Source organism: Sphingomonas sp. FW306-1B-B10E (assembly GCF_058782005.1).
In genome coordinates, this window is sequence record NZ_JBYSXG010000048.1 from 1 (window position 1) to 12,722 (window position 12,722).

At 65.8% G+C, this 12,722-nt stretch carries 11 protein-coding genes and 1 tRNA gene; 8 read left to right on the forward strand and 4 right to left on the reverse strand.

What is annotated here, in order from left to right:
- Positions 1 to 29: 29 nt before the first annotated feature.
- Together AC3WJI_RS16660 and manD are read right to left on the reverse strand one after the other, a co-directional pair.
- The gene (locus AC3WJI_RS16660; protein ID WP_492758405.1) at positions 30 to 695 is read right to left on the reverse strand and encodes a DUF6975 family protein; all 666 of its coding nucleotides are present in this window, start codon (positions 693 to 695) and stop codon (positions 30 to 32) included.
- A gap of 220 nt (positions 696 to 915) precedes the next feature.
- The gene (manD, locus tag AC3WJI_RS16665; protein ID WP_492758406.1) at positions 916 to 2,127 is read right to left on the reverse strand and encodes a D-mannonate dehydratase ManD; all 1,212 of its coding nucleotides are present in this window, start codon (positions 2,125 to 2,127) and stop codon (positions 916 to 918) included.
- 84 nt (positions 2,128 to 2,211) lie between these two features.
- Between manD and AC3WJI_RS16670 the strand changes: the two genes are divergently transcribed.
- A complete protein-coding gene (locus AC3WJI_RS16670; protein WP_492758407.1) occupies positions 2,212 to 2,982 on the forward strand; it encodes a FadR/GntR family transcriptional regulator in 771 nt (256 codons plus the stop codon).
- 114 nt (positions 2,983 to 3,096) lie between these two features.
- A complete protein-coding gene (locus tag AC3WJI_RS16675) occupies positions 3,097 to 4,161 on the forward strand; it encodes a hypothetical protein (protein ID WP_492758408.1) in 1,065 nt (354 codons plus the stop codon).
- Between the two features lie 312 nt (positions 4,162 to 4,473).
- Here AC3WJI_RS16675 and AC3WJI_RS16680 read toward each other — a convergent pair.
- Positions 4,474 to 4,563, reverse strand: a tRNA-Ser gene (locus AC3WJI_RS16680).
- A 138-nt stretch (positions 4,564 to 4,701) separates the two neighbouring features.
- Between AC3WJI_RS16680 and AC3WJI_RS16685 the strand changes: the two genes are divergently transcribed.
- The 6 genes from AC3WJI_RS16685 to AC3WJI_RS16710 are packed head-to-tail and all read left to right on the forward strand — an operon-like array spanning position 4,702 to position 11,072.
- Positions 4,702 to 5,715: a lytic murein transglycosylase gene (locus AC3WJI_RS16685; protein WP_492758409.1), complete on the forward strand. Its 1,014-nt coding sequence runs from the start codon at positions 4,702 to 4,704 to the stop codon at positions 5,713 to 5,715.
- A complete protein-coding gene (locus AC3WJI_RS16690) occupies positions 5,699 to 6,622 on the forward strand; it encodes an SPOR domain-containing protein (RefSeq protein WP_492758410.1) in 924 nt (307 codons plus the stop codon). Before AC3WJI_RS16685 ends, AC3WJI_RS16690 begins: the two co-directional genes overlap by 17 nt.
- Positions 6,623 to 6,645: 23 nt before the next feature.
- Entirely contained in the window at positions 6,646 to 7,806 is a 1,161-nt protein-coding gene (locus AC3WJI_RS16695) for a D-alanyl-D-alanine carboxypeptidase family protein (RefSeq protein ID WP_492758411.1), read from the forward strand.
- A gap of 14 nt (positions 7,807 to 7,820) precedes the next feature.
- Positions 7,821 to 8,801, forward strand: a complete 981-nt coding sequence (locus AC3WJI_RS16700; protein ID WP_492758412.1) for a DNA polymerase III delta subunit-related protein — start codon at positions 7,821 to 7,823, stop codon at positions 8,799 to 8,801.
- 32 nt (positions 8,802 to 8,833) lie between these two features.
- On the forward strand, positions 8,834 to 9,259 hold the full coding sequence (locus AC3WJI_RS16705) for a MerR family transcriptional regulator (RefSeq protein WP_492758413.1): 426 nt from the start codon (positions 8,834 to 8,836) through the stop codon (positions 9,257 to 9,259).
- A 10-nt stretch (positions 9,260 to 9,269) separates the two neighbouring features.
- Positions 9,270 to 11,072, forward strand: coding sequence for an acyl-CoA dehydrogenase C-terminal domain-containing protein (locus AC3WJI_RS16710; protein WP_492758414.1), 1,803 nt, complete (start codon positions 9,270 to 9,272; stop codon positions 11,070 to 11,072).
- Positions 11,073 to 11,245: 173 nt separating this feature from the next.
- On the opposite strand, the gene AC3WJI_RS16715 is transcribed toward AC3WJI_RS16710, so the two are convergent.
- Positions 11,246 to 12,655: a cell wall hydrolase gene (locus AC3WJI_RS16715; protein WP_492758415.1), complete on the reverse strand. Its 1,410-nt coding sequence runs from the start codon at positions 12,653 to 12,655 to the stop codon at positions 11,246 to 11,248.
- Between the last annotated feature and the right edge of the window lie 67 nt (positions 12,656 to 12,722).

A 12,722-nucleotide genomic window follows, 5' to 3' on the forward strand; every position in this document is an offset into this window, starting at 1 on the left:
TCCCGCAAGCGGGAGGGGAGAAAAGGTGTTTAGCCGCGGGTGCGGGCGCTGGCGCGGGCCTCCAGCAGGTCCCACAACCCGCGATGCTGGGCGAAGACCTGTTGCGCGCCGAACAGCATTGCGCGCTCCATCGAGGCTTCGCGGGCGAGCGCATCGACGACGCTCACCGTCTCTTCGGCAAGCGGCAGCGTCGACACCGGCACGGCGAGGCCGAGCCGCTCGGCCATGGCGTCCAGCACGGTACGGATCGTCGCCCAATCGATCGCCAGCGCCAGCGCGGCGCCGGCGGCGCAGCCCGCGCGATCGGACTGGGCGAGCATGTCGAGCGCGTGGCGCTGCGCCTGCGCGGCGGCTTCGGATTCGGCATGGCCGGGCGTGCTCGGCACCGGCCCGGCGGCGGCGACGATGCGGACGAGATAGGCGCGCTCGGTGGTGAAGGCGCTTGCCGCCGCCTCGAGCCAGTCACGCTCCAGCGAGACGCGCGCGTGATCGAGCGCATGCTCGACGACGCCGGGATGGCGGCCGTGGAGCACGCAGATGAAATGCGCCGCATCGGCCAGGTCGCGCAGCGGCTCGGGATTGGCGGCGATGCGCTGGAGCCAGGGATGGTTCGCGCTGCCGTCCGAGGCGACGAGCGACCCCATCGCTCCCCATGTGCCGCCGAGACGGGCGATCTGTGCGGTGTCGAACGGCATATGCCCCCAAATCCTGAGCTGCCGGGGATACCGGCGGCCTCTCTATGCAACTCAGGGGTATACCGAAGCACGTAAATACGTGGTTGACGCGAAATTTACCCTTTGGTCGGCCTTTGTGGACGAATGCGCCACATCAATTGTAGCGCATTCTAAGAAGATAAGGAGCACGCGTCGAACAATAGTTCCGCATCACTTGCGTTAACTTACGAAAATGTGCAGCTCACCAGTTGAACATCGTTCCGTCCTCGAGGCGATTCACCGGCAGATAGGCGCGCTTATACTCGTACTTCGCTGCCAGCGCCTCGTCGATATCGACGCCGAGACCCGGCTTGTCGCCGGGATGCATCAGCCCGTTCGCCAGCGAATAGGCGTGTGGGAACACCGCGTCGGTCTCGGGGGTGTGGCGCATATATTCCTGGATGCCGAAATTGGGCGCCGACAGCCCGAAATTGAGCGCCGCTGCCATGCTCACCGGCGACAGGTCGGTGGCGCCGTGGCAGCCGGTGCGGATCTGGTAGAGATCGGCGAGCGCGGCGATGCGGCGGAGATGGGTGAGCCCGCCGGCATGGACCACGGTCGCGCGGATATAGTCGATCAACTGCTCCTCGATCAGCTGCTTGGCGTCCCAAATCGAATTGAAGATCTCGCCCACCGCGAGCGGGGTGGTGGTGTGCTGGCGGATCAGCCGGAAGCCGGCCTGGTTCTCGGCCGGGGTGGCGTCCTCCAGCCAGAACAGGCGGAACGGCTCGAGGTCCTTGCCCAGCCGTCCGGCCTCGATCGGCGTCAGACGGTGGTGGACGTCGTGAAGCAGATGCACATCCCAGCCGAGCACGTCGCGGCCCTTCTCGAACAGTTCGGGGACGTGGCGCAGATATTTGGAGGTCGACCACAGCGTCTCCTCCGGAAGCGATCCCTTGGCGGGCTCATAGTAGAAGCGCTCGCCCGACACGCCATAGGTCGCGGCGAGCCCGGGGACGCCCGACTGCAGCCGGACCGCCTTGTAGCCCTGTTCGAGATATTCCTGCGCGCGTTCGATCGTCTCGGCGATATCGCTACCATTGGCATGACCATAGACCATGCAGCCTTCGCGGCTGGCGCCGCCCAGCAGCTGATAGACCGGCAATCCGGCGACCTTGCCTTTGATGTCCCACAAGGCCATGTCGACCGCGGCGATCGCGCTCATCGTCACCGGGCCGCGGCGCCAATAGGCGCCCTTGTAGAGATACTGCCAGATGTCCTCGATCTGATGCGCGTCGCGACCGATCAGGCAGGGGATGACATGGTCCTGGAGATAGCTCGCCACCGCCAGCTCGCGGCCGTTGAGGGTCGCGTCGCCGACCCCGTAGACGCCCTGGTCAGTCTCGATCTTGAGGGTGACGAAGTTGCGGCCGGGGCACGTCACTATCACGCGCGCAGAGGTGATACGAGGCAAGTTAGGGAATCCTCAAAAGTGGTCAGGCCAATATCCGCTTGTGACCGCCATGCTGTCAACCTAGGGTGGTGCAAAGAGGACGATATGAAGATCAAGGGCAACAAGCTCTACCAGCGGGTCGCGGCGGCGATCACCGAAGCGATCGAAGGCGGCCGCTGGTCGCCAGGCACAAGGCTGCCCGGCGAACGCGATTTGGCTGAGGAATACAAGGTCAGCCGGCCGACGATCCGCGAGGCGATGATCGCGCTCGAGATGAAGGGCTGGATCGAGGCGCGCCACGGTTCGGGCCTCTATGTCACCAAGCGCGACCATGGCGACGGCCAGCGCGAGGATGCGCTCAACTTCGACGTCGGCGCGTTCGACCTTACCGAGGCGCGGATCCTGTTCGAGGGCGAGGCGGTGGCGCTCGCCGCGGTGTCGATCACCGACGAGCAACTCGCCGAGCTCGACGCATTGCTGATCGAGATGGCTTCGGGGGATTCGGACGAGCCATCTGTGATGGACGCCGACCACCGCTTCCACCTGGCGATCGCCAATGCGACGGGCAATGCCGCGATCCGCAGCGTGGTCGAATATCTCTGGGAGCTGCGCACCAAATCCCCGCTCGCTGCCAACATGTTCGCACGGGCCAAGCGCGGCGGGATCACCCCGCGCGTCGACGAGCACCGCCCGATCGTCGCGGCCCTGCACGCGCGCGATCCGCATGCGGCGCGGACGGCGATGCGTCGGCATCTGCGCGGCGTGGTCGACGATCTGCTCGAGGCGACCGAGCTGGAGGTGATGGAGCGGGCGCGGAACGAGCTGGACGCACGGCGGGATAGCGTGGCGCGGCGGTTGAAGATCGGGTCGGCTTGAGTCTTCGTAGGCAGGACGCTGGCACCTGCGTTGGCATGCGGAATATCAAGGAGCGCGCTCATTACTAATCCAGACCTCGCCTCAGTTTACATCTCCGATAATTTACTCGGACGGGTGGAAACGATCCTGGCCCGTGCTAATATGGCCGGACCTGTAATACGGCTGGACGAGCTTGAAGGATTTACTCAATTTATTTCTGTAAATGCAATTTCAGCAGTGGTTGATGCAAAGCGTAATAGGGATGTGAAAGAAGATATCAGATTAGCCTTAGTGGATTGTCCAATCCCTAACGCCATAGCTTACGCTAGTCCGAACTTAAATCTTGTTGCGATCAGTATACGACTTATAGATGCGTTTATAGCGGGGGCGGGTAGATTGCTCCCTACGAGAGCTGTGCAATCACTTTGGAATGGTGAGAATTTGGAAAGCATTCCTGATGCGCCATTAGGAACGCTGCAAGACCTTAGCCATTCAGTGTTTTTCCAGGATGAAATTGAATGGAATGAACACGAGGACGTGGCCCTTTTAACCCAGATAGCCATCTGGTTCGTTGTTGATCATGAATTGGCTCATATAATCAGCGGACATCTTAAAAGTGGCGTCTTACTTTCATCCTATATTAAAGAAAATGGATCGATTGCAGTAGATCGCGTTACGTCGCGCACCTTGGAGATGGATGCTGATGCTTTTGCGATTCAAGACTGCATGATATGGGCTCGGAGGAATGCAAAAAGGTATAAGGACGGCGATCGACTTCCTGCTCATTTTCAAGATGACTACTCCGCATTACGTATTGTTTTGCTCGCCATCGGTGCTGCAATGATCTCGATGCACGCCAGTTTTTCCGGATCTAGCGGTGAATTTAGGGATCTTTCGCATCCTCCCGGAATTGTTCGATTCTGGTCCGTCGGCGCAGTAGCGCGTATGGTGTTTGGTCGCTGGAGAGTAGAGGGCATACCTGTTTCCTTCAGCGAAGAGGCCCTTTTGCAGCAGGTTTCCGCCGCGCTTTTTCGCGGGATGCTTGAATTAAAGCCCCTCGATGTCAGCAACGACTATATGACTTGGTTACAGACTGTGCAGGAGCATGATCGCGCGAACCTAGTGCGATGGGCGGAACTCCGTTCGGTGTTGGTGGCAGCGAAGTACGGAAGTCATCATCTAGCCCCGGCGCAGTTTTGAACTCGGTTCGCCTCACCCGACGTTCCCGTAATCAGCGCACTCAGAATCTCGTGACAGTCTGCAAGCGGCGGCCGTTCTTAAGAGCCCGCCCGAAGCAGCAGCTATCACGCCTCGGTTCCCGAAAGCGTACGGTCTGCCTCCACCCAATATCCGCCATCGAGTGCTTGCAATGTAGGATTTGCTCTGCTTGCTCCAATCGCGGCCTCGCCACCGCTCTGTGAAATGTCGGCCAGTGTGAAACACCGCGATAGCGTGACCTTGGCGTGCCCTGTGGAACTACGCTGCGAGGGAATCCCGATATTTTAGCAAATTTGGCGGAGAGGGTGGGATTCGAACCCACGGTGAGCTTGCACCCACGGCGGTTTTCAAGACCGCTGCCTTAAACCACTCGGCCACCTCTCCGCGCAGACCCCCGCTATCGTGCCGCGCGGCAGTACGCCAGAAAATCTTGATCACCCGTGCCGCCAAGGGGGTTCATGCTCAGGCGCGGCTGTGCCACACAAGGGCATGGCTGGTTTGCGTACGCTCTTCGGAAAGATCATGGTCCTCGCGCTGGCGGTGATCGTCGCCAGCCCGGCGGCGGGGCCGGCGATCGCGCAGGACGAGGCCGGCTTCCAGGCCTATCTCCAGACGCTCGGCCGCCAGGCGCTGGCCGAGGGCGTCTCGCGGCGCACCGTCGACATGGTGATCCCGACGCTGACCTATAATGCCCGCGTCGTCGAGCTCGACCGGCAGCAGCCCGAGACGCGGCCCAACGCGCCGATCTCGCCGTTCGAGCCGTACCGGGTAAAGCATGTCGACGCGGCGCGGATCGGGCAGGGGCGCAGCGCCTATCGGCGCCAGCGCGGCCGCCTGGCGCGGATCGAGCGCGAGACGGGGGTTCCCGAATCGATCATGGTCGCGATCTGGGGTCACGAGACCAATTACGGCCGCGTGATGGGCGGGTTCGACCTGCCGCGCGCGCTCGCCAGCCTGGCCTATGAAGGGCGGCGGCGCGACTTGTTCGCGAGCGAGTTCATCGCGACGCTCAAGATGATCGACCGGGGGGTGCCGCGCGAGAAACTGGTCGGCAGCTGGGCGGGGGCGTTCGGCGGGCCGCAATTCCTGCCGAGCGTCTATCTGCGGCTCGCGGTCGACGGCGACGGCGACGGGATGGCCGACATCTGGACCAGCGAGGCCGACACGCTCGCTTCGATCGCCAATTATTTCGTCAATGCCGGCTGGCGGCCAGGGCAGCCCTGGGGCGTCGCGGTGCGCGTACCCGATGGGTTCAATCGCGCCGGGCTCGCCGGGCGGACCAGCCCGACGCGCTGCCCGCGGGTGTTCGAGCGCCACAGCCGCTGGAAGACGATCGGCGAGTGGCGCGCGCTCGGGCTGACGCCAGTCGGAAGGGCGCTGCCCGCCGACAATGTCCAGGCGACTTTGCTCGAGCCCGACGGCCCGGGGCGGACCGCCTACCTGCTCACCGGCAATTATCGCGTGATCCTGGACTATAATTGCTCGAATTTTTACGCATTGTCGGTAGGTCTGCTCGCCGATGAAGTCGAACGCTAGCGCCGCCGCTGCCCTTCTCCTCCTCGCCGGGACCGGCGCGGAGCGAGCCTTTGCCACTGGCCAGACGAGCCCGGGGGCGAGCTACCCCGTGCCCGGCACCAAGCCCGCACCTGCGCCTGCGCCCGAGCCGCGACCGGCGCCGCCGCGGCTGGATTATTCCGCGCAGGACGTGGATCCGACCGCGGGTATCGAGGGGCCGCGCGGGTCTTCGCAGCGCGCACCGGGCGAGCAGCGCTATGACGAGGTCGGCTATGCCGAGATCGCCGAGATCGGCGGCGGGATCACCGCGGTGCACGCCTCGCTGCCCGCCGATACTCTGGTCGAAGTGACCTCGCTCGAGAACGGCCGGACGATCGTCGCATTGGTGACGGCGACCGACGCGGGTGCGGCCAAGCCGATCAGCCTGTCGGTCGCCGCCGCGCGCGAGCTCGGCCATGCCGAGGGCGGACAGATGCCGGTGCGCGTACGGCGCGTCGCGGCGGCGCCCGGCGACATGCTCGCATTGCGCTCGCGACGCCCCGCGCCTGCGCGGCCCGACACGCCGCCGGTGCTGCTCAATGCGCTCCGCAAGCATCTCGGCACGCCGCCGGTCGCGGCAGTGCCGGCCGAAGCCGCGCGTCCGGTTGCCTCGCGACCTGCCGCTTCGCGCCCGACGCCGGCACCGCGCGCCTCGGCGCCGCGCCCCGCTGCGGTGGTACGCGGCGGCTTCGTCGTGCAGGTAGCCGCACTTTCTAACGCCCGGAACGCGCAAGCGCTTGCGCAGAGGCTCGGCGGGTCCGTAAAGCAGGGCGGAGGGCTCTATCGCGTGCAGCTCGGTCCCTACGCCACACGGGCGCAGGCCGATGCCGCACGAGGCGGAGCCGCACGCGCGGGTTATGGAGACGCGCGCGTCATCGCCGTCAACTGAGTAACCCGGGGACCCGGACTGCCATGAAGAAGCTATACGCCGCCTCGATCCTGGCGCTCGCCATCGCCTATCCGACCACCGCGCAGACCCCGCCTTTCGATACGCCTGCGCCGATCGCCTATCTCGAGGACCTGTCCTCGGGCGCGGTGCTCTATGCCAAGGATGCCGATCGCCGCATCCCGCCGGCGTCGATGGCCAAGATGATGACGGTCTATGTCGCGTTCGACCTGATCAAGCAGGGCAAGCTCAAGCTGAGCGATACCACCACGGTCGCGCCCGAGACGTGGAAGAAGTGGCATTCACAGGGCTCGACCATGTTCCTCGCGGTCGGCGAGCAGCCGCGCGTCGAGGATCTGCTCAACGGCATCGTCACGCTTTCGGGCAACGATGCCTGCGTCGTGCTCGCCGAGAAGATCGCTGGCACCGAGGAAGCATTCGTCAACCTGATGAACCAGCAGGCGAAGAAGATCGGGCTGACCAACAGCCAGTTCGGCACGTCGAATGGCTGGCCCGACGAGGGGCGGACGTACGTGACCGCGCGCGACCTCGCGCATCTCGCCAAGGCGACGATCCAGGACCACCCCCAGCTCTACAAGCAATTCTACAGCCGCACGAGCTACACCTGGGGCAAGACGCTGGGCGCGGGCGCCGACATCACGCAGGGCAATCGCGATCCGCTGCTCGGGCGGGTGCAGGGCGCGGACGGGCTCAAGACCGGGCATACCGACGAGGCGGGCTATGGCTTCACCGGATCGGCCGAGCAAAGCGGTCGCCGGCTGGTAATGGTCGTCGCCGGGCTCAACACCTATGGCCAGCGTGCCGAGGAATCGGTGCGCTTCATGCAATGGGGCTTCCGCGCGTGGAGTCCGCATCCGATCGCGTCCAAGGGCAAGAAGATCGGCGATGTCGAGGTCCAGGGCGGTGGCGCGAGCAGCGTCGGCGTCGTCGCGCCGCGCGATCTCAACGCAACCCTGCCGGCAGGAACGTCGCCGCAGCTGAGCGGCAAGCTCGTCTATCTCGGCCCGGTCAAGGCGCCGATCAAGTCGGGGCAGCATATCGCCGACCTCGTCGTCGAGACCCAGGGCATGCCGACCCAGACCTTGCCGCTGGTCGCCGCGGCCGATGTCGGCGAAGCGGGGTTCTTCCGCCGCGTCTGGCTGGGGCTCACGTCGCTGTTCGGCTGAGTGCCGGGCGGGGCATGTTCCTCGGCAACGAATCCGCGCGCGATGCGCTTGCCGCCGCGATGGCGAGCGGCGTGCTCCACCATGCCTGGCTGATCGCCGGGCCCGAGGGGGTGGGGAAGGGCGCGTTCGCGCGTGCCGCGGCGGCGCGGATGCTCGCCGAGGCGAGCGAGCCGCACAAGCTGAGCCCCGGCTGGGACGTGCCCGAGACCACGCGGACCGCGCACCTGATCGCGGCGGGCGCGCATCCCGATTATCGCGAGCTGGTGCGGCTGCCCAAGGACGCCGCAAAGCCCGACGAAGCGCTCGCGCGGTCGATCACGATCGCGCAGGTGCGCGCGCTGCAGCCCTTGTTCGCGACCAAGCCCTCGCTGAGCAGCCGCCGGGTGATCGTGATCGACTCGATCGACGATCTCGAGCGCGGGGGCGCCAACGCGCTGCTCAAGAATCTGGAGGAGCCGCCGGCGGGGACGATCTTCCTGCTGGTTAGCCACGCGCCGGGGCAATTGCTGCCGACGATCCGCTCGCGCTGCCGGCTGCTGCGCTTCGAGGCTTTGTCCTCCGAGCAGGTCGCCGGCATCCTGCGCGCCGAGCTTCCGCAGGCGAGCGCCAGGGAGATCGACGCGCTGGTCCGCGCCGGGGAAGGCTCGCCGGGGCGGGCGCTCGGCTTTGCCGGGCTCGACCTCGCCGCGCTCGAAGGCGACATGGCGACACTCGCCGAGACCGGCGATCCGTCGAACGCGCTGCGCTCGCGGCTGGCCAAATTGCTCGGCGCCAAGGCGGCGCATCCGCGCTACGAGGCGTTCCTAGACCGCGCGCCGAGCTTCATCGCCGAGCGCGCGAAAACCCGGTCGGGCGAGGCGCTGAACGTGGCGATCATTGCCTACACCGCAGCGCGCGAGCTGGGCGAGGCGGCGACCGGATTGTCACTCGACGCCGGTGCGACGGTGTTCGAAATGGCGGGGCTTATCGCGCGGCTTTCGCCGCAACGCACTTGACGTTCACGTAAAGGTAAAGCATAAAGCAGGACATGCCCGCTGCCGCTTTTCCGCTCGAGGCCCTGGCGCCGATCGAGCCCCGTGCCGAACAGGACACCTTCTCGATCTCAGACCTCTGCGCCGAGTTCGCGGTGACTCCGCGGGCGCTGCGCTTCTACGAGGATGAGGGGCTGATCGGCCCCGAGCGGCGCGGCACCCAGCGCATCTATTCGCACGCCGATCGCGCCCGGCTCGCCTGGATCCTGCGCGGCAAGCGCGTCGGGTTCAGCCTCGCCGAGATCAAGGAGATGATCGATCTCTACGATGTCGGCGACGGCCGCCGGGTGCAGAAGCAAGTGACGCTCGCGCGCTGCCGCGACCGTATCGAGCTGCTCGAAAACCAGAAGCGCGACATCGACGCGCACATCCACGAACTCCAGCAATTCGTCGAGCTGCTCGCAAGCAGCGACGCTCACTGAGGAACCTGACATGCCGCAATATACGCCGCCGGTGCGCGACACGCGCTTCATTCTCGATTCGGTGATCGGGCTCGAGCGCTATGCCAATCTCCCCGGCTTCCAGAACGCGACGCCCGACGTGGTCGAGGCAGTGCTCGACCAGGGCGGCCAGTTCGTCGCCGACGTGCTGTTCCCGCTCAACCATTCGGGCGACCAGCAGGGCTGCACGCGCCACGACGACGGCAGCGTCACCACGCCCGAGGGCTTCAAGGAAGCGTATCAGGCGTTCGTCGAGAGCGGCTGGGGCACGCTGAGCGCACCCACCGAGTTCGGCGGGCAGGAGATGCCGCATGTCGTCTCGACCGCGTTCCAGGAATATATGATCTCGGCCAACATGGCATTCGCGATGTATCCCGGCCTGACCCACGGCGCGATCGCGGCACTGCTGGTCAAGGGCTCCGACGAGCAGAAGGTCAAGTACGTCCCTAAGATGGTGTCGGGCGAGTGGGGCGGGACGATGAACCTCACCGAGCCGCATTGCGGCACCGATCTCGGGCTGATCCGCACGCGCGCCGAACCGAATGCCGACGGCAGCTGGTCGATTACCGGCACCAAGATCTTCATCTCGTCGGGCGAGCACGACCTGACCAACAACATCATCCATCTGGTGCTGGCCAAGACGCCGGACGCGCCCGAGAGCAGTAAGGGCATCAGCCTTTTCGTGGTGCCCAAGTTCATGGTTGGCGACGACGGATCGCTGGGCGACCGCAACGCGGTCACCTGCGGCTCGATCGAGCACAAGATGGGCATCCACGGCAATTCGACCTGCGTGATGAACTATGACGGCGCCACCGGCTGGCTGGTCGGCGAGGAGATGAAGGGCCTCGCCGCAATGTTCATCATGATGAACGCCGCGCGGCTCGGCGTCGGGCTCCAGGGCCTGGGCGTCGGCGAGACTGCGTATCAGAACGCCGTCCAGTACGCGCACGATCGCCGCCAGGGCCGCGCGCTGACCGGCCCGGCCGAGCCGCAGGAAAAGGCCGACACCCTGTTCGTCCACCCCGACGTGCGCCGCATGCTGATGGAGGCCAAGGCGCAGACAGAGGGCTTGCGCGCGCTCTGCCTGTGGGGCGCGCTTCAGGTCGATCTCGAGCATGCCGCCGCCTCCGAGGAGGAGCGCCAGCTCGCCGCCGACCTGATCGGGTTGCTCACGCCCGTGATCAAGGGCGTCGGCACCGATATCGGCTACAAGGTCGCGACCGACAGCCAGCAGGTCTATGGCGGGCATGGCTACATCGCCGAATGGGGGATGGAGCAGTATGTCCGCGATGCGCGTATCTCGATGATCTACGAGGGCACGAACGGCGTCCAGGCGATGGACCTGGTCGGGCGGAAACTCGCTCAGAATGGCGGGCGCGCGGTGCAGGCGTTCTTCAAGCTGGTCAGTGAGGAAGTCGGTGCGGCAAAGGGCGACGAGAAGCTCAAGGACTTTGCCGAGGCGCTTGAGAAGGCGCTCGGCCATCTCCAGGGCGCGACGATGTGGCTCGCCGCCAACGGCTTCCAGAACCCCAACCATGTCGGCGCGGGCGCCTATCCCTATATGCAGCTGACCGGCACGGTTGCGCTCGGGCTGATGTGGCTGCGCATGGCCAAGGCGGCGGCCGCGGGCCTTGCCGGCGGCGCGGAGAACGCGAAGTTCCTCGAAGCCAAGCTCGTCACGGCACGCTTCTACGCCGAACGCTTCCTGCCCGAAGCAGGCGGCTTGCGGCGGAAGATCGAGGCAGGCAGCGACGCGGTGATGGCGCTCGATCCGGAGATGTTCCGCGCCGCTTGATCGCTGTGTGACAGTTTCCCGGCGACGGCCGGGGTTCAGACTTGAAGTCTGAAACCCCCGCCTTCGTCCGCCTCCGAAAGCAGGAGCTTAGGGTTGTTCAACCCTTGGCTATCCTGGGCTCCTGCTTTCGCAGGAGCACGGGTCCGCAAACCATTTTTCCGGTTAGGACGAGTTTAGCGCGCGGGAGCGGGCGTCGCCGTCGGCTGCGGAGTCGGACTCGCCTTGGGCGTGGTCAGGGCGAAGTTCACTGGGCGGACCGCAGGCGCGGGATCGCCCTTGCGGCGCACGCCGTTGAGCCCGGCGGGCCCCGGCGCTGCCGCTGCCGGCGTGGCGCTCGGTGAGGGCACCGGTGTCGGCATTGTCGCGGGAGCCACCGGCGGCTGGACGCGCATGCACTGGATCGGGCTCGGTCGCTTGAACTGCTGGCAGTTCCACAGAGCCTTGGCATAGCCCTGCGCCTGATCGCGCAGATAGCTGAACGACAGCGCCGCGGTCTGGGCCGGGGTGGCGGGAAGCTTGGCGGGCTTCTGCTTGGGATCGGTCCAGGCCATGAACTTGCAATAGAGCCGCTCGCCACAGGTCTTGATCGCCAGCGCGGCGAAGGCGTCGGGGTTCATCTTCTTGTCGAGCACGACGAGGAAGTGATTGGCGTCCAGGCCCGCGCCGATCGGGTTGGGCACCGCGGCGTCTGGGATCGACGCCGGGTCGACCAGCGAGCCGTCGCCCTGGAGCGCGGCTTCGAGCGGTTTGGTCTCGTCGCCGACATGGACGCTTGACAGCCGCGCCATTTGTGGGATGTTGGGCTCGACGCCGGCATAGCCGCGATTGAATGCGGGCGGCGTGCCCCACCAGCCGGCCCAGCGGAAGAACAGATGCGTGTCGACCGCGGTGATCTTCTCGAGGCTGGCGCTCCAATAGGGCACGACCCAATTGGTGTGATAATGCGTGGCGTGGCCGACCGGGCGATAGACCGAGCCGTTGAGCGCGAGGCGGGCGACGTCGCGGGCGCGCTGCCACGCCGCGGCGCTCGGCGAATAGCGGAGCATCGCGCCGTCGCAGGTGAAGGTGAACTGGCAGCCGGTGCTGCGCTCGGATCCCTGGAATACGACGCCGCAGATCGTCTTGGGGAAAGCGGGATGGCGCATCCGGTTGATGATGACCTGATCGACCGCGCGCTGGCCCTTGGCATCGTCGCCTGCTTCGTAATAGCCGGCGGCGGCGAGGCAGTCGATCGCGCGAGCCTGGCTGTCGGCAGATCCCGATAAGTTGAATGCCCGGGCGGCGGGATTGGGCAGCGTCGAGAAGGGGATCGCCGCGTTGATCTCGCGCGCGTCCTCGGGAGCGACTTCCTGTAGCTTGACCGGCTCGACCGGCGGCAGCTCCTGCTTGGGGACGACGCGCTTGGAGATCACCACCGGGGTGCGCTTGTGCACTACGACGCGCGGTGCGGTCGACACGATCAGCAGCGGAATGCCGATCGCGGCGAGCACGAAGAGCCCGAGCAGGATGCGGAGCCAAAGCGGCGACGAGCGGCGTCCCGCAGGCGCGGACGACAGGTCGGCGTCGAGCGATTGCATCAGCATGACGTGCGTCCGCTCAGCCCCGCCGCGCGTGCGAGCGGTGGATCGAAGGGGCAAGGCGAGGACGTAC

Bases quoted from the DNA above. Each gene is read 5' to 3' on its own strand.
- AC3WJI_RS16660 (WP_492758405.1), bottom strand. From the start codon at position 695: ATGCCGTTCGACACCGCACAGATCGCCCGTCTCGGCGGCACATGGGGA.
- AC3WJI_RS16670 (WP_492758407.1), top strand. From the start codon at position 2,212: ATGAAGATCAAGGGCAACAAGCTCTACCAGCGGGTCGCGGCGGCGATC.
- AC3WJI_RS16685 (WP_492758409.1), top strand. From the start codon at position 4,702: ATGGTCCTCGCGCTGGCGGTGATCGTCGCCAGCCCGGCGGCGGGGCCG.
- AC3WJI_RS16690 (WP_492758410.1), top strand. From the start codon at position 5,699: ATGAAGTCGAACGCTAGCGCCGCCGCTGCCCTTCTCCTCCTCGCCGGG.
- AC3WJI_RS16695 (WP_492758411.1), top strand. From the start codon at position 6,646: ATGAAGAAGCTATACGCCGCCTCGATCCTGGCGCTCGCCATCGCCTAT.
- AC3WJI_RS16700 (WP_492758412.1), top strand. From the start codon at position 7,821: ATGTTCCTCGGCAACGAATCCGCGCGCGATGCGCTTGCCGCCGCGATG.
- AC3WJI_RS16705 (WP_492758413.1), top strand. From the start codon at position 8,834: ATGCCCGCTGCCGCTTTTCCGCTCGAGGCCCTGGCGCCGATCGAGCCC.
- AC3WJI_RS16710 (WP_492758414.1), top strand. From the start codon at position 9,270: ATGCCGCAATATACGCCGCCGGTGCGCGACACGCGCTTCATTCTCGAT.
- AC3WJI_RS16715 (WP_492758415.1), bottom strand. From the start codon at position 12,655: ATGCTGATGCAATCGCTCGACGCCGACCTGTCGTCCGCGCCTGCGGGA.